Here is a 22,545-nt window from a genome sequence, read left to right as displayed (position 1 = left end):
TGACTAAGCTGATGGCTTCAAGTTTGAATTCTCGGGTATATTGGTTGCGTTTGTTGGTCATACTAGTTTCCTTTTTTAGGGTAGTATAAACCTCTTATGCACTGTCCAAGTTTATTATGCCACTACAACCAGAGGGCACACGGCAATATACTGAGTCGTGGAAAACAGGTTTTTATTATTTAGCGGTGGGTGCTGGTGTACCGATTTTGCCAGTAGCGATGGACTACAATACTAAAGAAATACGGTTTATGTCGCTGGTTTATCCTACAGGTGATATCGAAGCAGATTTACCAAAAATATATTCTCAGTATAAAGGGGTGCTACCAAGACACCTTGAGCGTTTGTCACAGCCACTACAAGATATCAATAATGCAGCTGAATAAGTTAAATGATATAAATATTGGTTTAATTAATTAAGTTATAGGTACTAGCTGTATTACAGATATGAAGACTAAAAGCTACCTACAATTAAGTTCTAATAATTGATGTTGAAAGAGCCCCTGATATGATGATATCAGGGGCTTTTTTTAAGTAATCTTTGAATGTTTATCAGTGCAAAAGTCTAAAACTGTGGTTGGCCGTTAGAAGCGCTAACACCACCATCGACAGGTAGGTTGACACCAGTAATCATAGAGGCATCATCACTTGCTAAGAAAGTAATGGCAGCGGCGATATCCTCTGGGGTTGCCAAGCGTCCAAGCGGACAGCGAGCTAAAAACTTATCCGTCTTAGATTCATTATCTTGAATAGCCGTAGTCATATCAGTTTTGGTGACGCTTGGATTAACCGCATTAACACGAACGCCATCTGAACCATGATCTAATGCCAATGTACGGGTTAAATTGGTCACACCCGCTTTAGCAGCATTGTAAGCAGCCATATTCCAGTCTCCACCCACACCTGAGAGTGATGAAATATTGACGATGTTGCCCTTTGATGCAATTAAGTGAGGCATAGCCGCTTGAGAGACGTAAAAAGTCCCGTTTAGATTCACATCGATAGCAGAGCGCCAATCATCAGCAGATAATTCTGTGATTTTGCCTTGGGTTGCTTTGCCAGCATTGTTGACCAAGATATCAATTTTGCCGAATTTGTCGATAGCGCGCTCAACCATCTCTTGTACTTGGCTTTGGACACTGATATCGCACGTAATAATGAGATAATTATCGGTGTGAATCCAAGTACGATCTTGTGGCAACTCTTTGGCAGTTTCTTCTAGTGTTGCTGCCGTACGTCCTACTAGAACCACGCTAGCGCCTTCCTCGGCAAAGCGAATGGCAGTTGCACGGCCAATACCAGAACCTGCACCCGTTACAACGACGGTCTTTTCTTTAAAACGCTTCATAATGTTTAATCCTTATTATTATATAATAGTCATTTAAAACTCGATGATTAAAATTTCAATGACTACGGTTTCGATAAATACAACTAAGTACAGTTTGTCATCCATAAACTTGCACGCAAGCAATACTGCTTTGATATCATCATAACAAGTGAACGCTTTGAAAGCGACTGTCTCTGATAGTGCTTATGTAGCATAATTTTGCATCATTCAGATATTTGTAATACGCGATAATCATGTTGTTATTATTACGAGCTGGCATGTGCGATATTCACCATACGATAATAGAAGGTTGGAACTTGTGTCCCATTCGATTACTACCATGCCCGACTGGGGCTATCTGACGACCGAGCTAGTCAGTTATTTACAAGCAGATGCTATGGCAGTGACTTTAGCAGGCATGCATACGATTGAGCATGAATACAATGCTCAGTATATCGCTCGTCACTATCAGTATCAGTTACCACTTGGCAAGCTACAGCTGTTGGAGCTGACACTGTATCTACCCTATGATACAGAATCAGCCGACATTGAGGCTGTACGCATGACTGCGGTAAAGTCAGCACTTACGTGGTACAAGTCATTATCATCTCAAAATGAAGACAATGCTTCAATTGGTTATGAAGCCATGATTTTTGACATTCAGCTTGTCGGAGGAAGTAGCAGTCTTAATCAAGGTGATAACGATGACAGTGCAAACCATTCAAATAGTGCTCTACAGCGACTTAAACACAATTTTGGGGTTCGTTACTTTTTAGAAGACTTAGTTGTCGACATGAGCGAAAGCATGCAGCAGCTGCAAGTCTTTAGTTGGGACGACTGGTACTCGATAGCAGCAGCGGTACGAACCCCATGTGAGTTATGGCGTTTCTTAGCTTATCATTTAGAACAGCTGCAGCAGTCGGCCGTAAACCATATCCCAAGTTTTGAATCGGAAGACGCTTTGGTTGAGCGTTTCTTACAAAGTCCAGACCTGTTTGCTCCTGCCATTGTAGTCGATAATGCGCTCATCAAAAATGAAGTACAAGATGAACCTAACTCAGCACTGGTCGCCATTACGCTTGCATACAAGAACCAAAGTTCAACTTCTCAAATGTACCATCAGCATATGATACAAGCAGCCACTATATGGTCTCAGCTAAGTATGCAGATGATAGATACGTATGGTAAAAATCACGTAACTAGCAGTGACGAACAGACAGAAACACCGCTCGCTCACTGGCAACAACAACTGCTAGATGAGTCTTTGTTTTCACGTCACGAGCTTATTCGTACGCTATATAGACACCCTAAACAAAGCGCAGCGCTGCAAAAAGATGGCTATGTGGTACACCAACATTCTTATGAGAGTTTGGGACGACATTATGTACTGGTGTTTTATGGTCAAGAGCCAAAAGGGCCTAATAGCAAAGCCACTGTCCAACCAAAGCTAGCAAAGATCGCACAGGACGTTGCCACACGTTTGCCAATTATTGAGCTACATCATGTAGTCGTGCTTGGTATCGATTTTATCACTGAAAATAATGAGAATTTTTTCGATATTGACTTGTGGATTCAGCCAGTTGATGCGATGACTCAAAGGGAGCGCCAACTTACTAAGCAAATGCAGAAACTAAAACAACAAGAGATGAATAAGCAAAATACACCACCTGCTAGTAGCGTGGAAGATAGTAAACCTGCGAAGGCGCAAAAAGAAAAATTACCTCAAGTACAGATGAGCTTGACGATTCCAGCGCGCAAAGATAAGCAGTAGATAGACGTAGTTAGCTTTCTACCCGTTTATTAATAAGAAGAACCACAGATTTATTAATATATTTACTGACATAAAAAAAGACAGCCTAGGCTGTCTTTTTCGTATCTAAACTAAACAATCAAAAATACTTATTTATTGAGGTCGTCATTGAGACCGCTACCAGGAAGTACGTCATCACTGTTGTAGATGTCATTAGTATCAACACGTGGTGTATCAACTACATCGGTACGTAAATCAGTGGTAGGTGTGCTAGCAGCAGATGGCGTGTTTTCACGAACTGAATCAGCAACTTTTTCTTGAGTTGATGAACTTGGCTGTAGCGCAGATTTTGCTTTCGCTTCAGTACGTTCATGATCCATCTTATCCTGCATTTTACGTAAGAAGCGAGCTGCAGCTTCTTGACCACCAAGACCAAATGATAGAGCAAAGGCAACGGCTACCGCGCCTAGTGTTAGACCAAATGCTAGGTTAACGATTGAATCGGCAATACCCATCGCTTTTAGACCCATTGCTAATACTAGGCCCATAATCAATACACGTACGATGTTTGCTAGGAATTGTGAACCTTGCTCAGAACGTTCAACCACACCTGCAATGATATTGGCAAGCCAGAATCCGATGAATAGGATAATTGCGCCTAGGATGATGTTTGCACCGAATGCGATAAACATCGTAATAATAGCTGAGATAGGCTCGAAACCTAACAAGTCAGCAGCTGCAATAGCGGCAAATAGCATAGCGAAGAAGATAATCGCATAACCAACTAGGTCAGAGATTTTCTTATCGCCCATGGTTTCTTGTAGACCAACTTTCGCAGGTAATTGATTGATTTGAGTGTTCTCAATCAGACCTTTGATGATGTTGGCAACCATACGTACAACATAGTAAGTTACTACTAGGATAGCGACTGCCATAAAGATGTTTGGCAAGGCTTCCATGATTTTGTTAAGCATATTGGTCGCAGGGCGAGCAATTACTTCGATTTTTAGTGCATTTAGAGCAGCGATAATGGTTGGAATAATAACCACAAGAAATGCTAATGAACCTGCAATGTTAGGTAAGCTGTTTTGCTCACTTAAACCTGCTTTTGACGCCAATTCTTGTACATTAAAAGTAGAAACAAGATTGGTGACGATGCCGCGTACGACTTTGGCAATGATATAACCAACGACGAAGACCACACCAGCAATCAAGATATTAGGGATGAAGCTAAAGATTTTGTCGACCATGTTAGTTAATGGAGCGAACAAGCCATCAAGCTCTAATTGACCAAGTACCATGGTCAACACAACCAATAAGATGAACCAGTAAACCATATCAGCAATCGTGCTGCTCATTGGTTTTACACCAGCTTGTGCACTTAAACGCTCATCCATAGAGGTTTTTGCGAGTGCTGCATTGATCGCTGTGCGTGCAACAGTAGCTACAACCCAACCAATCACACCAAGTGCGATAGCGCCGATAAGATTAGGGATAAATGCCAATACTTGATTAACCATATTTGCGAATGGTGCTGAGATAGAGTTTAAGTTTAGTTGGCTAAGTGCGCCTGAGATAGCAATGATGAAAATAAACCAGAAAACAATTTTGGAGATGATACCTTCAAGGTCGTAGGTCTTACCAGTTGAAGAGTTCATACGCTGATTGAGATTAACTTTAGAGAGTACGCCGCGTACCAGTGCTGCGATACCAAGGGCTACTAGCCAACCAATAACGAATATCAAAATAGCACCAATGATGGAACCGATAGGTCCACCGAGATAGCCGTTAAAAGATGTGTACATTGGGTTCATCTTATCCTCCTTGAAGCATCTTATATAACTCGCCAAAAACAATGTTCATACAGCGATTAATGAGCAAGACATACAGATGGTTGTCATAAATAGTATTTTTAGAATCAGTTATATAGAGATATTATCGTTTTTGAGAATAAATTATTATCAGCAGTATCTCTTATTTATATTACAGTGACTTCGCTATCGATATCTGCTTATTTTTGATAAAAATTAACGCTCGGTTACTTATCTCCTTAACTAATTCAGCTTAGCTGATGTATTGATGGATTTAAAGACAGAAAGCTTTACCTGTTACTATATTTGTGTGATAACTTGTTATTATGATAGAAGATATTAACATAGACTATACATTGACCCGATAATTTCGTGCAAAGCGTGGTTCCCAAAACTAAGATTTGTTATTATAGAGGAATGTGACATCTCGCCACTATTCTTACAATTAGAGAGTACTTTATGAAAAAAATCACTACTTTAGGCGTTAGTGCACTTGCTAGCGCTATGTTGTTAGTAACAGGCTGTAGCACCAACAATGGCAATCAAGAAACAGCCGCTCAAAGCGTTTCCATTACTGAACAAAGCTCAGCTAGTGAAAAAGTAGGTTATAGCTTAGGCTTCATGATGGCAGAAGGCAATAAAGACGCTGTCAAAGATCTAGACCTAAATACTTTTGAAAAAGGCTTCCGTGATGGCTACGAAGGCAATGAATCAGCATTGACCCAAGAGCAAATGCAACAAGTATTGATGGACTATCAAAAAGAGCAAGAAGAGCAATTCGTTAAAGACATGGAAACCAAAGCGACAGAAAATAAAGCCGCTGGTACTGCATTCTTAGCAGAAAACGCTAAAAAAGAAGGCGTGAAGCAAACAGAGTCTGGTTTACAGTATAAAGTTATCAAAGCAGGTACTGGTAAATCACCAAAAGCAACTGACGTGGTTGAAGTAAATTACGAAGGTAAATTGCTTGATGGTACGGTATTTGACAGCTCTTATGAGCGCGGTGAGCCAATCGAGTTCCCATTAAACCAAGTAATCGCTGGCTGGACTGAAGGTCTACAGTTGATGAAAGAAGGCGGAAAATACGAGTTCTATATCCCATCAGATATCGCTTATGGCGAAGCGGGTAACGCTGGTATTGAGCCTAACAGTACACTTATCTTTACTGTTGAGCTATTAAAAGTAAAATAAGTATCTAAAGCAAATATTGTTTAGGTACTTAACTTAAAAAAAAGCCTTCATAATTATATGAAGGCTTTTTTTGATTAAATATTCTATATCAGACTGATATCGATCTTATAAAGCCCATATCAAGTTGGCGATAAATTATAGATTCTTTTGAAAGACTTTAGAGTTGCGGCCATTATGGTATTTTTCTAAACGTGCTTCAGGTAAAGCGCTGGCTTCAACTTCAGCGAAGCCTTGCTCGACGAACCAGTGTGCGGTACGAGTGGTCAAAACAAACAGCTTGTACAAACCATGACTGCGTGCTTGCTGTTCTAGAAACGCTAGTAAATCTGCACCGCGGCTACCACTACGGTACTCAGGGCGCACGGCAACACAGGCAACTTCTGCTGACTCTGAGTCTAGTGTATGCAATGCTGCACAGCCCAAAATCATACCATCGCGCTCAATCACACTATAATTATCAATCTCTTGCTCCAAGCGCTCGCGTGAACGACTGACCAAGATGCCTTGCTCTTCTAGAGGTGACAGCAGCTCAATAAGACCAACTACGTCATCGATATTGGCACGGCGAATTTCTTCATAAGGGTCATGACTAATCAGCGTACCAGAACCATCACGTGTGAATAGCTCTTCTAGTAATGCGCCGTTTTTGGCATACGAGATAATATGCGTGCGATGGACGCCTTGACGACAGGCCAAGCTTGCACAATTCAAGAAATAATTGATTTCACAATTTAGATCACGGTCTCGTAAGAAGCGATCAACTTCATTTGGAATCATTTCACGTAATAAACGATCGTCGTCGTTGATACCCGCTTCTTCACCTAAGAAGATAAGCTTGTCAGCGCCAAGTGCTACGGCAGCGCTTAGGGCAACATCTTCGGCCAGTAAGTTAAATACTTCGCCAGTCGCAGAGTAGCCCATCGAGCCTAGTACAACGATATGGTCATGAAGTAGGTTGTTTTTGATGGCTTCCACATCGATAGAACGCACTTCACCCGTCATTTGGTAATCAATACCTTCACGGATACCATATGGGCGAGCTGTCACGAAATTACCCGATATCGCATCGATACGTGAACCATACATCGGAGAGTTGGCCAGCCCCATTGATAGCTGAGCTTCAATCTGTAAACGAATAGCACCAACGGCTTGTAAGATAGATGGCATCGCTGCACGTGGCGTAATACGGATGTCTTGATGTAGCGGCGATTCAATGTTAGCGTCTTTTAAGTTCTTTTCAATTTGCGGTCGTGCCCCGTGTACCAGTACTAGCTTGATACCCAAGCTATGCAACAAGGCAAAATCATGAATAAGTGTGCTGAAATTCGCATGATTGACCGCTTCACCACCAAACATGATCACGAAAGTTTTGCCGCGATGGGTATTAATGTAGGGTGCAGAGTTACGGAACCAATGGACGTATTCAGGGTTAATCTGGGGCATGGAGCTAGTAGTCATAATGGGAGCAGTAGTCGTTAGAATAAGAAAAGGGGCGCAGCAAAAAAATGCCTAACGCTAAAGATTTACCATAGCAAAAAACGCGGTTATGAGCTATCTTTTATTTCAGCTGTATTCAAGCATTCTTATTGCCAATCGCTGATATACACAACCTCAACACTGGGTTAATGTACGTACAAATGCTTTTTGTTATGCTAAGCGCTATTGCTTTACAGATGCTGAGCGAAGATAATCAGATTAGATAAGTGAGTTCGTGTGTTTCATAGATTGCATGAACTATTTTACAGCAATATCTTATATACATCGCAATGCGTTTTATCTGTTGAACAAATTATAAAAATAACTTAAGTTGCACCATCTGTGTTTTACCGATATATCAACCAGGGATAATGAAAATCATGAAAAAAAGTAACCAGTTTGCTAGCCCGTTCAGTGCTTGGAGCGGCCACCGCTTATTTCACGTTGTTGCCGGTACGCTTATCGGTGCGATGGTAGTCACACAAGCCTCAGCAATGCTGCCAACACCAGAGCAAGCGGTTGATAGCTCGATGGCTATTCAGACAAATGCTAACAAGAGCAGCAACTCAAGTGCTCAGGCCGTTAACAGCAGAATCACAGCGTCATTGGTCAGTGTTGATGCCAATGGTCAAGAAGTGCTTGTCCCTGTAGATACCAAGACTCGTTTGCAGTCAGGTAATGTATTGGAGTATCAAGGGTACTTTACCAATACCAATGCAGATCGCGTCCGTAAAATGACCGTTACGATGAGTATCCCAGAACAGGTAGAACTATTAAAAACGGTTGCTCCTGAATTTCCGTACGGCAGTGTAGATGGCAATAATTTTGCTCGTATGCCACTACGTACCAAAGTTGATAATCAGCTACAAGACGTCGCGCTTAAATATTATAAAGCGGTACGTTGGGACTTAGAAGGTGTAGGCCTAAATGATACCGTCGCTGTAAAATATCGCGCGCGCGTTAAATAGTCCTGAATTTTTGGATTAGAATTTAGCTAGCATTGATGTAGTTAGCACTGAAAACTATCCATTTAGTACTGAAAGCCATCAATAAAAAAGCACCGCAGTTTATAGCTGCGGTGCTTTTTTATGGTGTATCAGGCCGTTTGGTATTTTTGCTGATAAGTAAGTAAAAGTGCTCAATTACAGCGTGGCATATTTGCTACTAGATTTCTCTTGGATAAGTTGTTTAATAGCATTGATTTGCGGCGTTGTAGCTTGAGCGCCTGCTTGTATCAGACTGCGTCGCTGCTTCGTATCTATCGAACTGTTACGTCCGACATTGGGAGTAATAACAATATCCGCTCGATCCCGCTCACTGTGAATTGATGCGGAGCGCTTAGCAGTCAGGTTGGTAGCTAGAATATTGGTTTCTAGAAAACTCCAAAAATCACTCAATGAGTTCATAGTCGGTATTTGATTGCTCGTATTATCACTGCCTTGAGCTCCCGTTACATCTACAGCAATGACAATATCAGCACCTAAGTCATAGGCGCTATCTACTGGTACTAAACTGACCACACCACCATCGATATATTTTTTACCGACCTTTTCAGGAATGCGCGGGGCAATAAAAATATTGGGTACGCTACAGGACGCTTGTACGGCAAGCCCTGCATCGCCAGTGGTAAAGACTGTTTTGTTTAGCGTGTGTTTCTCTGCTGCGATTGCCGCAAAAGCAATGGGAAAGTCTTCTATGGTTCGCGCATTCACTTTGCTATTAATAAAGTTTTTTAACTTAATACCTTCGATAAAACCTTGATTGGACAAGGTAAAGTCTGTGAGCTGGCTATCTGTAGTGGTCAGTGCCAATTGCTCAAGCTGTGCAGGCGTGTAACCACTGGCGTATAAGCTGCCGATCAAGCTACCCACACTCGTACCGACTACCAATGTTGGTTTGATACCGTTTTCCTCTAGCGCCTTAATGACGCCCACATGGGCAAACCCTTTTGCACCGCCACCACCCAATACCAGTGCGACAGTAGGGGCTTTAATAACAGGCTCTGGCGTTGCAGGAATAGTCGATGGCAAGGTGCTACAGGCGCTAATATACAAACCGAGAATGGGTATTAAGCTCAACCTCAGTAATTTTAGATTATGGCGAATCAGATTGTGACGAAACTGACAAGGCAAAATAGAAACAAGCATAGAAAAACACCTTACGAAATTGCCAGAATTCAAAAAATCAGACATCAGTTATTGATATGATGAGAAGAAGCGGTTTATCTATAGTAGATGGACTGTATAGATGCTATTTTACTAAATAGCCTAGCATAAGCAATTGTATTGTCAGCTATAATGAAATGAGTCGACTTTTTATACGTACTATCGTTATAGCTATTCTATGCTACAAGTCATCATGTACAGCCAATTAAAAATGCTCGATTTAGCATACAAAAATTAAAAATAATATTGTTAGGATCTTTAATGCCAATATCGGAGAGTCATGCCTCAGCCAACTCATTAGATCACTTTAGATCTGACATGCCGCTGTCAGCACTAGATATGCCAGTGTCTGCGCTAGCAGGTGTGGGGGTAAAAGTGGCAGAGCAGTTGGCGCAATTGAATATCAAGCGGATATTCGATTTGCTGTTACATTTGCCCCGTGATTATGAGGATCGTAGTCGACTGGTATCAATCGCCGATGTAGAGCATGGACAATCAGCGCTAATTACTGGTCACATCGTCCATGTCGATACCAAGCGCAGTGGGATGACTGTGACGGTGGATGATGATACGGGTACGATATCGTTGCGGTTTTTTAAGGTCTATCGTGGTCTGGTACAGACTATGAATTTAGGAACACGTTTACAGCTATTTGGTGAGGTCAAAGTCAGCCGCTACGGTAAGCAGATACATCATCCTGAATATCAGATTATCACTGATAACACAGTCATGACCGATACGGGATTGCAGCCTATTTACCCTACAGTTAAAAGCTTACATCAAAACAAGCTGCGCACTTTAATTAAGCTAGCATTGCAAACGGTTCGGAGCCAAGGTCTGCCGATGACATTGTTTACGGCTGAAGATTTTGCAGTTGTATCCGATTTGCCATTAGTGCCTTTTGAGCCATCTAAATCAACAGTATCAGAGGCCGAATATACCGAAGATATTTTTTCGACGTTAGCACGCAGCGTACCTGATAATGCGATTGGCAATAGCGTATACAAACCCAGTCCTTCTAACTATCAGGCAGATAATGACATACATAGCGTCGCGGCCAGTATTGCTCAGCACAATGTCTATAATTTAACGATATTTGAAGCATTGGTACTGCTGCATACGCCGCCTACTTATACCAGTGCGTCTCAGCAATACAAACTATTCACTCAACTCAGTGCTCGTACGCATGCTGCTTGCCAGCGCTTGATTATTGAAGAATTGACTGCGCATCAGCTCAGTTTGCTATATCGTCGCCAACAGTTACATCAGCATAAAGCGCCCAAATGCACTATCAACAGTACTCTTGCTGACAAGCTATTTTCTGCATTGCCTTTTGATTTAACGGGTGCGCAAAAAAGAGTGATGAAAGACATCACTGCCGATATGGCGACCTCAATTCCGATGCTACGACTGGTACAGGGAGATGTGGGTGCTGGCAAGACATTGGTTGCAGCAGGAGCAGCGGGTTATGCGCTCGATAGTGGCTGGCAGGTCGCGGTCATGGCACCGACTGAGATTTTGGCAGAGCAGCATCTACTGAATTTTAAGCAATGGTTTGAGCCATTAGGTATTGGTGTCGGTTGGCTTGCAGGTAAGCAAACGGCCAAACAGCGCCGCGAAGCATTGGAAGCAGTCGCGGAAAATACCGTGCAAGTGGTGGTCGGTACTCATGCACTGTTTCAGGAGCAAGTTCAGTTCGCTAAGTTAGGTTTGGTTATCATTGATGAGCAACATCGTTTTGGTGTTGAGCAGCGTATGGCATTGACCAATAAAGGTGTTGCTAATAGTACACCACACCAGCTAATCATGACCGCGACACCGATTCCAAGAACCTTAGCGATGAGCGTCTATGGCGATATGGATACCTCAATCATCGATGAATTGCCACCGGGGCGTACCCCAATTACGACAGTAACCATCGATCGCAATCGACGCGATGAAGTCATAGAACGTATTGCGATTAATTGCGAAGCGGGCAGGCAAGCATATTGGGTATGCTCATTGGTAGAGGCGTCTAGTGTCTTGGATGCGCAGGCAGCCGAAGCCACTTATGAGGATTTAAATGAACGTCTAGATATTCGTATTGGACTGGTGCATGGCAAGATGAAGTCTGCCGATAAGCAAGCCATCATGCAAGAGTTCAAAGCAGGTAATTTGGACTTGCTGATTGCGACGACCGTCATCGAGGTAGGGGTCGATGTACCCAATGCATCATTGATGGTTATCGAAAATGCGGAGCGTTTGGGATTATCCCAATTGCATCAGCTACGCGGGCGAGTCGGACGTGGCTCGACCAAAAGCTTCTGTGTACTGTTATATCAAAAGCCGCTATCGGAGACAGGTACTGAGCGACTAAACGTCCTACGCGATAGTACTGATGGTTTTGTCATTGCTCAAAAAGACTTAGAGCTACGTGGGCCAGGAGAGCTGCTAGGCAAACGTCAAACGGGTAACGTTGGCTACTATCTGGCTGATCTGATCCGTGATGAGCAATTATTTGCCATTGCTCAGCGGTTAGCGAAGCATTTAATAGCAGACCCTGCGCGAAAAACAGATGTCAGTCAATTGATTCATCGTTGGATGCCTGAGGCAAGTCGCTATACCAATGCCTAGTGTCTGGTAATCAGCGCTTAGTACTCAGTATCTAGTAATAAGTGCTTAGTGCTTAGTATCGGTATCGGCAAGTAGGTTCAGTATGTCATTGAACCTAGCTCTGGATATAATCAAACAGCATGGCCACAAGGTTAAAGTTATTTATAGACAATCCTCAATCCATAGTCAGTCGTTGAATACATCAGATATTCAGCGATTGACTACACGCGCTCTTATTTCTTTAAATTGGTCGATATGCCTTGAACATTGCACATGTATTCGGTCTAAGTTTCAATTAAATTTATGAACGCTAGACCCTATATATAAAAATAAGATGATGACTAAATATATGCTATTCTCGATAATTTGATGGACTATTATAATAATAAACAGTGCTTTAGAGAACATCGTAATACTCTCTGTAAGTAACGCTCATAGCCCTATATCAGGCTATCCAAACATTGCTTCGATTGCGTGCCACTTTTTATTATTGCTGTGAATGATTGATATTTTTAGTCATTCTATATCGAGTATTTCAATATTGACTGTACCTACAGAGAGTTATCATGAGCGATTTTGAAGAAACCCATTCTAAGCCGTCAGCTGAATCTGAGTTGCCGCCGTATCGTCAAACTGACACTGTATCTAAAAGGCCACCTGCAAAACCACCAATATGGTTGTGGCCCGTATTGGCAGCCGTACTAGTGATTGGAGTACTGCTTGGCAAGTATTGGGGCAATAATGGTAGTGCGGCTGTAGATGAGTCAGCAACTTCTAATTCTGTCGCAAACGATCAGGCAACTGGTAGCGATGCCAGTATTGAGCAATCAGTACTCTCAGTAGAAACAGTCAGTCCAAGCCAAGATGATATCGGTAGCAAGCTCAGTGCCGATGGAACTATCAATGCTAAAGATACTGCGAATGTCAGTGCAAAAGTCAATGGTGTGGCTATCGAGCGTATTTTGGTCGAAGAAGGCGACCGCGTCAGAGCGGGTCAAGTCTTAGCCGTGTTCGACACCGATGCTATGGAGCAGCAAGTGCTACAAGCGCAAGCAGATGTCGCAGAAGCGGAAGCCACTCTTGCCAATGCTAGCGCTGACGCTGCACGTGTGCTGCCATTGATCGATATCGATGCCATCAGCAAGCAAGAAGCCGATCGTTACCGTACTTCGGAAGTTCGTGCCAGAGCTTCTTTGCAAGCATCCAAAGCTCGTTTGAGCAATCAGCGTTTGACATTAGAGAACGCAAAAGTCGTCGCTCCTGTCAGCGGTATTATCAGTGAAAAAATGGTAGAAGTTGGGCAGGTGACAGGCGGGGATCCGCTATTTACGATTATCAAAGGCGGGGTTTTGGAATGGCGAGCAGATGTAGATCCTAAGCTTGTCGGTGATATAAACGTCGGTACGCCTGTACAAGTCAGTCTACCGGGTGGTGATACAGTGATGGGGCAAGTAAACCGCATCGCACCCACCGCAGACAACAACCGTCAGATTACGATTTATGCCAGCCTAGCTGCCAACTCAAAGATACGTGCAGGCATGTATCAAACAGGCGAATTCCTATTAGGAAGTACCAGTACGCAAACGATTCCTAATAGCGCAGTGGTCAGTAATGATGGTTATGATTATGTGATGCTCGTTACCGAGTCGACTACTCGAGACGATCGATCGATGGGACGTATCAAGCAGCAGCGAGTCACATTGGGTGAGCGATTGGGCGATAGTGTAGCAGTGCTAGAGCCCTTGCCAAGTGACAGTCGTATCGTAAAACAGGGCGGTAGCTTCTTAAATGATGGTGACCTAGTGCGCGTTGTTAATGGTGTAACTCAAACCAGTAAGCCAGCGCAGGCACAGCCATGAGCTTAAACGTCTCCGCTTATTCGATTAAAAATCCGCTCGTTGCTATCTTGCTGTTTGTGCTGCTAACGTTGGGCGGTATTTACGGTTTCATGAAAATGAAAGTCCAGCAGTTTCCGGATATAGACTTACCAGCCGTAGTGGTTACGGTGACGCTACCGGGTGCTGCGCCTTCACAGCTCGAAAACGATATTGCCAAAAAGATTGAAAACAAACTGACCAGTATCGAAGGCGTGAGTCATATTCGCACCACGCTACAGACAGGTGCGGCGACCATTGCCACCGAATTTACCTTAGAAAAAGACATTCAAGAAGCGGTAGACGATGTGCGGTCAGCAGTCGGCGAAGTACGTGGTGATCTTCCAGCTGCGGCTAACGATCCTATTATTACCAAAGTATCTACCGCTGGGTTTCCAGTGGTTACTTACTCTGTCGCTGCTGAGAATATGAGCGTGGAAGATCTATCGTGGTTTGTCGATGATACCGTTACCAAGCGGCTATCAGACATACCAGGCGTTAGTACCGTGAGCCGTGTTGGCGGGTTGCAGCGTGAAATCACGGTTGCTGCTGACCCAATTGCGTTAAGTGGTCTAAAGTTTTCTATTTCACAATTATCGCAGCAAATCGCTGGTATCCAGCAAGACAGTTCTGGTGGGGAGGCGGAAGTTGGCAATACGACTCAGACCATCCGTGTTCTCGGTGCCGTTGAGCGAGCAAATGAGCTAAACGATTTGCAAGTGGCTGTCCCTACAGGTGGGACACAGGCTTTAGGTCGGATGGCAAAAATCACTGATGGCGCAGCAGATCCAAGCTCAATTGCTAAGCTGGACGGTCAAACAGTGGTGGCATTTAACATTACTCGATCGCGCGGTGCCAGTGAGGTCGACGTGATGGATCTGGTCGATGAGGAGCTTGCCAAGCTGACTGCTGATGTCGGTAATATCAGTATTGAAAAAGTCTATGACCGAGCCACACCCATTGCAGAGGATTATGAAGCCTCATTAAGAATGCTCATCGAGGGTGGTTTGTTGGCTGTAGTGGTAGTCTTTCTGTTTTTGCGCAATATTCGAGCGACTATCGTTGCCGCGGTTGCTTTGCCGTTATCAGTGATTCCAACCTTTTTGGGTATGTATCTGTTTGGCTTTAGTCTGAATATCATCTCACTACTGGCATTATCATTGGTCATTGGGGTGCTGGTCGATGATGCAATTGTTGAAGTCGAAAACATCATACGTCATCTACGCATGGGTAAGACGCCTTATGAAGCGGCGATGGAAGCCGCTGATGAAATCGGTCTGGCCGTTGTCGCGACTACTTTTACTTTGATTGCGGTGTTTTTACCAACGGCCTTTATGGGCGGTATCGTTGGACAGTTTTTCCGTCAGTTTGGTTGGACGGCTGCCTTATCAATTTTTGCCTCGCTGATGGTGGCTCGCCTGATTACCCCTATGATGGCAGCTTATATCTTGCGACCTGAGAAAAAGCACGTCGAAAAACAAAGCGCGATGATGAAGTACTATCTTAAGATTGTGTCTTGGACCCTACATCATCGTTGGTTGACCATGGGTGCAACGCTTGTTTTATTTGTAGCCTCATTAGCTTTGGTTAAGTTGCTACCCACGTCATTTATCCCTGATAATGATATCGATCAAACTCGAGTGGCTATTGAGCTGACACCTGACGTGTCGTTGGCAGATACTGAGCGCGTGGCGGCGTTAGCAAGTGCACGTATCTTGGCCATGCCTGAGGTGACCAATATCTTTACCTCAGTGGGAGAGGCGCAGGCGTCGATGGGTGCGTCAGATGGTGGCGGCGGTAAGGCTGAAAACATTGCCGGTTTGGATATCGTGCTTGCTCCGCGTGCAGAACGAGGCACCAAGCAAGAGATAGAGCGCAAAATTAGTAAGCTAATGACAGAAGTGCCAGGAGCACGGTTTACAGTCGGGCTATCGAGTGGTGGTGAGAGCGGTTATAACTTTTCATTAACCAGTACCAACCCGCAACTGCTTGAACAAACTGCACAAAAAATCATGTCTGAGATTCGAGGGCTGCCAAGTGCAGGCGCTGTGACCAGTGATCGCAGTTTGCCTCGTCAAGAGCTAACAGTAACGCCAGATAGGTTAGCAATGGCGGATAAAGGGGTCACGACGCAAGATATCGCTACAACTTTACGTGTGGCGACTGTAGGCGACTACGAGCAGCAATTGTCCAAGCTTAATCTTGATACGCGCCAAGTACCAATCGTCGTACGTTTACCTGACGTGGCTAAGCAAAATGTTAGCCAACTAGAAGGTTTGTACGTGCCGAGTACTATGCCTGCAGGTCAAGGCGTGCGCGTCGGTGAGGTTGCTACGCTAGACTTTGGCACTGGACCTGCGCAGATTAGCAGACTGGATCGAGAGCGTGCTATTAGTATCACGGTACAGCCTGCGAGTGGCGAGCTTGGCGATTTGGTACAAGCGGTCAAAGCAGTGCCGACCATGCAACAATTGCCGCCTTCGATTACCATCATCGATCAGGGCCAAGCTGAAAACATGGCAGACCTCTTTAGTGGCTTTATCATTGCGATGTCCGTCGGTGTGGTTTGTATTTTAGGCGTACTGATTTTACTGTTCGGGCGTTTGTTACAGCCTTTTACCATTCTGATGGCACTACCTCTATCGATCGGTGGGGCGTTTGTTGGCTTGGTTATTACCAATAGTAGCTTATCGATGCCTTCGATGATTGGCTTTATTATGCTAATGGGTATTGCGACCAAAAACTCAATCCTGCTGGTCGATTACGCGTTGATTGCCCAGCGACGTGGGCTGGCACGTTTTGAGGCTATCGTAGATGCATGTCGCAAGCGTGCACGGCCTATTATCATGACGACCATTGCGATGGGTGCAGGTATGTTGCCTCTAGTATTTGGTTGGGGCGATGCAGATCCTACCTTCAGGCGACCGATGGCAGCAGCGGTACTGGGTGGTCTGGTAACCTCTACGCTATTGAGCTTGGTTGTTATTCCTGTCGTCTATACTTTGATGGATGATCTATCTGGATGGTTTGCTAAATGGCTAGCTCCACATGGTAAACCTAGTGACCTCTAATAGCTACTTCTCATAGAGTGCCAAATAGCTAACCAACTAATGAGCCAAAACACGACACAATAATAGCAATCTGGAAAACGCTGTATGATTAACGCGCTCTCAATTAGGTCATACACTCGTCAGATTAAAGGACATTCTCATGACTTTCATCAGATTGTTTTGCCTTTGCGAGGGGCAATCAATATCGAAGTTGGGAGCTATACTGGAAAAGTTATCCCGAGCGAATGTGTTGTGGTCAAGGCAAATGAAAAGCACTACTTTAGCGCTGAGGAGAATGCAAAGTTTATCGTTGTGGATACAGACTTATTACCAGAAAATGTGCTTCATTCATCACAAATTGTCTTTTCTATAAGTTCGCCATTGTTGGCATTTTTGGAGTTTTCAGAGAGTCAGTTAAGGTATCAAATCAATCCTGAAGTCGAGAGACTGATGTTTGATACCTTTTATAAGCTTCTAGAACAACAAAATCTATTTGTGCAATATGATGCTCGAATTAGAGCAGTCGTCGCATATATTCACCACAATTTTGCTAAAAACCTTTCTGTCGAAGTGTTGGCGGATATCTCTTGTCTCAGTGCTACGCAGTTCAAAAAGAACTTCAAATTGCAAACAAACCAAACTGTCACTGAGTACATCACAAAGATCAGGATGCAAAAGGCGCAAGCTTTATTACTACATACTGATTCACCTATCACTATCATAGCCGAACTGGTTGGTTATACGGATGTTAGCGCTTTTAGCCGCCGCTTTTCTAAATATTTCGGTATTGCCCCTTCCAAATTAAAACACGTCTAACCAGACATGCAAACCGTCTAATCTGCAAAAATTATATTCTGTAACTCTCTATAATAATGTTATTCATTATAACGTCAGAGGTAGCTACTATGCTGCAGAATAAATCTAGTCTAAGTGCTATTTTATGTGTGATAGCTGCCAGTGTCCTTTGGGGAACGACAGGTACAGCGTCTGCTTTTATACCTGACGTTAGTCCATTAGCCGTTGGTGCGTTTTCGATGGGGATAGGCGGTGTATTGCTAGTATTGAATGCTAAGAATAATTTATTAAGCGATAGACAGAAACTACTTTCTAAACCCAGTCTCTTGTTCATTGGTAGCCTATGTGTTGCTATCTATCCTTTAGCTTTTTATTCCTCTATGAGATTGGCAGGTGTCGCTATTGGTACAGTAATCTCAATTGCTAGCGCACCATTTTTTACTATTATCATGGAGCGTCTGATTAGCAATAAAAGAGTCACTAGTCGATGGGTGGTAAGTTTTATATTTGGTGTGGTTGGCGTTATTTTGCTGACTTTAGGGAAAACCCAATATTTAGATGTAAACGCACAAGCAAATAATCGAATATTAGGCATTTTATTAGGATTAGTTGCAGGATTGACCTATGCCACATACTCATGGACAGCACGTCAGATGATAGAGAACGGGGTAAACTCGAAATCAGCGATGGCCAGTATGTTTGGTCTGTCGGCAATCTTATTGTTGCCATCATTATTATTGACAGGGGGAAACCTGTTTTTGGATGCAAAACATATAAGCGTTGCACTATATCTGGCAATTGCGCCGATGTTCTTTGGTTATTTGCTCTTTGGCCAAGCGTTGAGAGTGATTGAGGCGAGCAAAGCCACGCTTATTACGTTATTAGAACCTATTGTAGCCACTATATTGGCTATCATCATAATCGGTGAAACATTCTCTCCTATCGGCTGGCTAGGAATGTCACTCATGATAATCTGTCTTTTACTGCAGGTAATAAAGACGCCAAAACTGACAGGTTATCGAGGAAGGCGTGCACTATATAAGTAACCAAGCAATATTTCTGACGATAAGCAGTCTTTTGATGAGTTACCGCCTGCTAAGTATGACTCTTTGTATGTCGTTAGTCTAAAACTGGTAAGTTGAATGGATTAGTTGGGTCAGTCTTTGCTATAGTCTGTCCAACCAAATTAATTGAAGAAATTATTCATATCTTATAGCACTATTTTAATTTTACTAACATATTAATAGCTGCTAGAGCTATAAACCAATCTCTACGAACTAATCTTTCAAAAAAACTAGAAAATAAGGAATAACTATGATTAACGCATATGCAGCACAAGAGAAAGGTGGCAAATTTGAGCCTTATGAGTATGACCCAGGTGCTCTAGGCGATCACGAAGTAGAAATCGAAGTACATAGCTGCGGTATCTGCCACAGTGATTTATCGATGTGGCAAAATGAATGGGGTATGACTCAATATCCGTTTGTCGGTGGGCATGAGGTTGCAGGGAAAGTCCTCAATAAGGGCAAGCACGTCAAGCATCTAGAGTTGGGCGATAAAGTCGGACTTGGTTGGCATAAAGGATACTGTAACGTTTGTGATCTATGTATCGATGGAGACCACAATCTATGCCCTGAGCAAGAAGGTACGATCATTGGTAACCACGGCGGCTTCGCAGATAAAGTACGCGCAAAAGATACTAGCGTCATCAAGATACCTGAAGGGCTTGATTTTAACGCGGTAGGACCACTGCTATGTGGCGGTATCACAGTGTTCAACCCACTTATGCAGTATGACATCAAACCAACTTCTAGAGTGGCTGTAATCGGTATTGGTGGTTTGGGTCATTTGGCATTGCAGTTTGCCAATGCGTGGGGCTGTGAAGTGACGGCATTTACCAGTGAATCGAAAATGGAAGAAGCAAAAGAGATGGGCGCTCACCATTCACTAAACTCAAGAGATGATAGCGAAATTGAAAAAGCCGCAGGTTCTTTTGATTTAATCATCTCAACAGTGAACGTTGATATGAACTGGGATGTTGTGATCAAGACGCTAAGACCAAAAGGTAAGCTGCATTTTGTTGGACTGTTAGAAGCGCCATTAGAAATATCGGCTGCACCAATGATTATGGCTCAGAATAGTCTATCAGGCTCGCCAGTTGGCTCACCAGCGACGCTACGCAAAATGCTAGATTTTGCTGCGCGCCATAATATTCAGCCAGTCACTGAAACGTATAAAATGTCTGAGATTAATGAAGCATTTGAGCGATTAGAGAGTGGTAATGCTCGCTATAGAGTGGTGCTAGAAAGAGACTAAACGTCGTTAGAGGCAACTAAATGTAGCCACCAAATAAGCGCAATAATAGTGATACTCTAATTAATAGATAGAGTGTCACTATTTTTTTATATCGAAATTCTACTTTTGACCAGCTTTTAAAATATGCGGATTATTTGGAATTGGGTCTAAGTATTTTTATTTGATTCTTTACAGATGTAGTTCTTACTGCTTTTTTCTAAACTGCTAGTAGGTCGTTTTAAAATCGTAAAAAACCCCTGCTACTGAGTTTACAGTAGCAGGGGTAAATACTTATCTTTTTCAGAGCTGTCGTAGAGTAACTTTGTTTATTCTACCGTGACTGATTTTGCCAAATTGCGTGGCTGGTCGACATCTGTGCCACGCAGTACTGCTACATGGTATGACAACAGCTGCATAGGCACGCTGTAGACGATAGGGGCAAGCGTCTCGCAAACATCGGGCACATATACTAAGTGCAGTCTATCTTCAGCGACCATTTGACTGGCTTCGCTAGCGAAGACAAATAGCTCGCCATGGCGTGCATGCACTTCTTGCATGTTGGCTTTTAACTTATCAAACATACTGTCTTTGGGCGCTAGTACGACGATTGGCATGTCTTTATCGACCAATGCTAATGGACCGTGTTTGAGTTCACCTGCCGCATAACCTTCTGCATGAATGTAAGAAATTTCTTTTAGCTTTAACGCGCCTTCTAGCGCAATCGGGAACTGTAACCCGCGACCTAAGAATAGACAGCTCTTCTTATCTTCAAAGCTTTCACTCATGGTCTTGATATGAGCATCAAGGTTTAAGCTGGCGTAGAGTTGTCCTGGTAATTGATGTAACTCACTTAATAACGTATTTAACTGTTCGTCAGTCATGCGCTGCTGCGTGACGCCAACTTTTAATATCAATAGTATCAAAGCCACAAGCTGAGTGGTAAATGCTTTGGTAGAGGCGACGCCAATCTCAGGCCCTGCCAATGTTGGCAAGAAAATGTCTGTTTCGCGTACCAGCGATGACGTCGGTACATTACATAATGCCAAGCTGACTAAGCCTGCTGGTGTTTGCTTCTGGATATCACGTAACGCTGATAAGGTGTCGGCCGTTTCACCAGATTGAGAAATACAGATGACCAAAGTATTATCGACAACGACAGGATTGCGATAGCGGAATTCGCTGGCAACCTCGACGGAACAAGGTATACGAATAAGGCTCTCAAACCAGTATTTTGCGACCATACCGGCGTGATAACTGGTACCACAAGCAATGACTTGTACATGACGAACACCTGATAACAGTGTCTCATGACGCTGTAAAAAATCGTCGCGTAGTTTGGTGGTTTCACCATTATCCAAAGCCATCTCGATCGTACGAGCGACGGCATCTGGCTGCTCGTAAATTTCTTTGAGCATATAATGTTTGAACTCGCCTTTATCGGCATTGTGCTGGGTGGCATCAATTTCATGTATCTGACGTTGGACTTCAACACCATCTGCATAAACTTGAATGTTATTACGAGTTAATTTGGCGATATCACCTTCTTCTAGGTACATAAAGCGGTTAGTCACCGGCAGCAATGCCAACTGATCTGATGCGATAAAGTTCTCACCGATACCGACACCAATCACTAAAGGTGAGCCTAGACGTACAGTAATGAGCTCATCAGGGCAATCTACGTGGACGATACCCAATGCAAAAGCACCGTGCAATAACGGGATAATGGTGCGGACCGCTTCTAATAAGTCAGGTGTCTTTTTGTAGATATCATGGATTAGATGCGCCACAACTTCAGTATCTGTCTGTGAAGTAAATACGTAGCCTTTGGCTATTAACTCTTCTTTCAGCTCAGCGTAGTTTTCGACGATACCATTGTGCACGACCGCAATTTTGCCTGATACGTGTGGGTGCGCATTACGCTGTGCTGGCTCACCATGAGTTGCCCAGCGCGTATGAGCAATACCGATATGACCATCAAAAAACTCTGGATTGATAGCGACGGCATTGACCAGTGCCTGTACTTTACCTACTTGACGCTCACGGTGTAGTTCACCATCACGAATAACCGTCAGGCCAGCTGAGTCATAGCCGCGATATTCTAAACGCTTTAGGCCTTCAAGTAAGATATTAGCGATATTTCGCTCAGCAACGGCGCCTACAATTCCACACATGGCTATTCCTTAGATTCAAATTTTAGTAGTTCAATATATAATGTTGCAAGA

Annotated in this window: 14 protein-coding genes and 1 pseudogene; 10 read left to right on the top strand and 5 right to left on the bottom strand. The window is 43.4% G+C overall.

Annotated features, from left to right (window positions below; translation table 11 throughout):
• Positions 1-122: 122 nt before the first annotated feature.
• A pseudogene (locus tag JMX91_RS08115) lies at positions 123-383 on the top strand (glycerol acyltransferase); the annotation flags it as partial.
• Positions 384-562: 179 nt separating this feature from the next.
• Here the strand turns inward: JMX91_RS08115 and JMX91_RS08110 are convergent.
• On the bottom strand, positions 563-1,345 hold the full coding sequence (locus tag JMX91_RS08110; RefSeq protein ID WP_057762139.1) for an SDR family NAD(P)-dependent oxidoreductase: 783 nt from the start codon (positions 1,343-1,345) through the stop codon (positions 563-565).
• A 298-nt stretch (positions 1,346-1,643) separates the two neighbouring features.
• On the opposite strand from JMX91_RS08110, the gene JMX91_RS08105 reads away from it, so the two are divergent.
• A complete protein-coding gene (locus JMX91_RS08105; protein ID WP_201548461.1) occupies positions 1,644-3,095 on the top strand; it encodes a hypothetical protein in 1,452 nt (483 codons plus the stop codon).
• A 128-nt stretch (positions 3,096-3,223) separates the two neighbouring features.
• Here the strand turns inward: JMX91_RS08105 and JMX91_RS08100 are convergent, their stop codons facing one another.
• Positions 3,224-4,888 carry a mechanosensitive ion channel gene (locus JMX91_RS08100; RefSeq protein WP_201548460.1) on the bottom strand — a complete coding sequence of 555 codons (1,665 nt, stop codon included), beginning with the start codon at positions 4,886-4,888 and terminating at the stop codon, positions 3,224-3,226.
• Positions 4,889-5,344: 456 nt separating this feature from the next.
• Here JMX91_RS08100 and JMX91_RS08095 point away from each other — a divergent pair, with 456 nt between their 5' ends.
• Positions 5,345-6,076, top strand: coding sequence for an FKBP-type peptidyl-prolyl cis-trans isomerase (locus tag JMX91_RS08095; protein ID WP_057762133.1), 732 nt, complete (start codon positions 5,345-5,347; stop codon positions 6,074-6,076).
• A gap of 135 nt (positions 6,077-6,211) precedes the next feature.
• Here the strand turns inward: JMX91_RS08095 and argA are convergent, their stop codons facing one another.
• Positions 6,212-7,534 carry an amino-acid N-acetyltransferase gene (gene argA, locus JMX91_RS08090; RefSeq protein ID WP_057762129.1) on the bottom strand — a complete coding sequence of 441 codons (1,323 nt, stop codon included), beginning with the start codon at positions 7,532-7,534 and terminating at the stop codon, positions 6,212-6,214.
• A gap of 398 nt (positions 7,535-7,932) precedes the next feature.
• Here argA and JMX91_RS08085 point away from each other — a divergent pair, with 398 nt between their 5' ends.
• On the top strand, positions 7,933-8,520 hold the full coding sequence (locus JMX91_RS08085; RefSeq protein WP_201548459.1) for a hypothetical protein: 588 nt from the start codon (positions 7,933-7,935) through the stop codon (positions 8,518-8,520).
• A 174-nt stretch (positions 8,521-8,694) separates the two neighbouring features.
• Here JMX91_RS08085 and JMX91_RS08080 read toward each other — a convergent pair whose 3' ends face one another.
• Positions 8,695-9,699 carry a patatin-like phospholipase family protein gene (locus tag JMX91_RS08080; RefSeq protein ID WP_201548458.1) on the bottom strand — a complete coding sequence of 335 codons (1,005 nt, stop codon included), beginning with the start codon at positions 9,697-9,699 and terminating at the stop codon, positions 8,695-8,697.
• Positions 9,700-9,978: 279 nt separating this feature from the next.
• Here JMX91_RS08080 and recG point away from each other — a divergent pair, with 279 nt between their 5' ends.
• From recG to ahr, 6 genes are all read left to right on the top strand, one after another.
• Positions 9,979-12,330 (top strand): ATP-dependent DNA helicase RecG, encoded by a 2,352-nt coding sequence (gene recG, locus JMX91_RS08075; RefSeq protein WP_201548457.1) that lies wholly within the window; start codon positions 9,979-9,981, stop codon positions 12,328-12,330.
• A gap of 545 nt (positions 12,331-12,875) precedes the next feature.
• Entirely contained in the window at positions 12,876-14,168 is a 1,293-nt protein-coding gene (locus tag JMX91_RS08070; RefSeq protein WP_201548456.1) for an efflux RND transporter periplasmic adaptor subunit, read from the top strand.
• Entirely contained in the window at positions 14,165-17,254 is a 3,090-nt protein-coding gene (locus tag JMX91_RS08065) for an efflux RND transporter permease subunit (RefSeq protein WP_201548455.1), read from the top strand. Before JMX91_RS08070 ends, JMX91_RS08065 begins: the two co-directional genes overlap by 4 nt.
• Before the next feature lie 84 nt (positions 17,255-17,338).
• Positions 17,339-18,049: an AraC family transcriptional regulator gene (locus JMX91_RS08060; RefSeq protein ID WP_201548453.1), complete on the top strand. Its 711-nt coding sequence runs from the start codon at positions 17,339-17,341 to the stop codon at positions 18,047-18,049.
• Positions 18,050-18,138: 89 nt separating this feature from the next.
• Positions 18,139-19,074: a DMT family transporter gene (locus JMX91_RS08055; RefSeq protein ID WP_201548452.1), complete on the top strand. Its 936-nt coding sequence runs from the start codon at positions 18,139-18,141 to the stop codon at positions 19,072-19,074.
• 268 nt (positions 19,075-19,342) lie between these two features.
• On the top strand, positions 19,343-20,344 hold the full coding sequence (ahr, locus tag JMX91_RS08050) for an NADPH-dependent aldehyde reductase Ahr (RefSeq protein WP_227679329.1): 1,002 nt from the start codon (positions 19,343-19,345) through the stop codon (positions 20,342-20,344).
• A gap of 305 nt (positions 20,345-20,649) precedes the next feature.
• On the opposite strand, the gene glmS is transcribed toward ahr, so the two are convergent.
• The gene (gene glmS, locus JMX91_RS08045; protein ID WP_201548450.1) at positions 20,650-22,494 is read right to left on the bottom strand and encodes a glutamine--fructose-6-phosphate transaminase (isomerizing); all 1,845 of its coding nucleotides are present in this window, start codon (positions 22,492-22,494) and stop codon (positions 20,650-20,652) included.
• Between the last annotated feature and the right edge of the window lie 51 nt (positions 22,495-22,545).

The organism is Psychrobacter sp. Pi2-1, assembly GCF_904846645.1.
GTDB lineage: Bacteria > Pseudomonadota > Gammaproteobacteria > Pseudomonadales > Moraxellaceae > Psychrobacter.
Note: the sequence above shows the minus strand (reverse complement) of the source record. Positions and strands in the feature narration are given on the sequence as shown.

Excerpts from the sequence above, each read along its gene's own strand:
- ahr (WP_227679329.1), top strand. The coding sequence starts at position 19,343 with ATGATTAACGCATATGCAGCACAAGAGAAAGGTGGCAAATTTGAGCCT.
- JMX91_RS08080 (WP_201548458.1), bottom strand. The coding sequence starts at position 9,699 with ATGCTTGTTTCTATTTTGCCTTGTCAGTTTCGTCACAATCTGATTCGC.
- JMX91_RS08110 (WP_057762139.1), bottom strand. The coding sequence starts at position 1,345 with ATGAAGCGTTTTAAAGAAAAGACCGTCGTTGTAACGGGTGCAGGTTCT.
- JMX91_RS08100 (WP_201548460.1), bottom strand. The coding sequence starts at position 4,888 with ATGAACCCAATGTACACATCTTTTAACGGCTATCTCGGTGGACCTATC.
- JMX91_RS08060 (WP_201548453.1), top strand. The coding sequence starts at position 17,339 with ATGATTAACGCGCTCTCAATTAGGTCATACACTCGTCAGATTAAAGGA.
- recG (WP_201548457.1), top strand. The coding sequence starts at position 9,979 with ATGCCAATATCGGAGAGTCATGCCTCAGCCAACTCATTAGATCACTTT.
- JMX91_RS08070 (WP_201548456.1), top strand. The coding sequence starts at position 12,876 with ATGAGCGATTTTGAAGAAACCCATTCTAAGCCGTCAGCTGAATCTGAG.
- JMX91_RS08055 (WP_201548452.1), top strand. The coding sequence starts at position 18,139 with ATGCTGCAGAATAAATCTAGTCTAAGTGCTATTTTATGTGTGATAGCT.
- glmS (WP_201548450.1), bottom strand. The coding sequence starts at position 22,494 with ATGTGTGGAATTGTAGGCGCCGTTGCTGAGCGAAATATCGCTAATATC.
- JMX91_RS08095 (WP_057762133.1), top strand. The coding sequence starts at position 5,345 with ATGAAAAAAATCACTACTTTAGGCGTTAGTGCACTTGCTAGCGCTATG.
- JMX91_RS08085 (WP_201548459.1), top strand. The coding sequence starts at position 7,933 with ATGAAAAAAAGTAACCAGTTTGCTAGCCCGTTCAGTGCTTGGAGCGGC.
- argA (WP_057762129.1), bottom strand. The coding sequence starts at position 7,534 with ATGACTACTAGCTCCATGCCCCAGATTAACCCTGAATACGTCCATTGG.
- JMX91_RS08065 (WP_201548455.1), top strand. The coding sequence starts at position 14,165 with ATGAGCTTAAACGTCTCCGCTTATTCGATTAAAAATCCGCTCGTTGCT.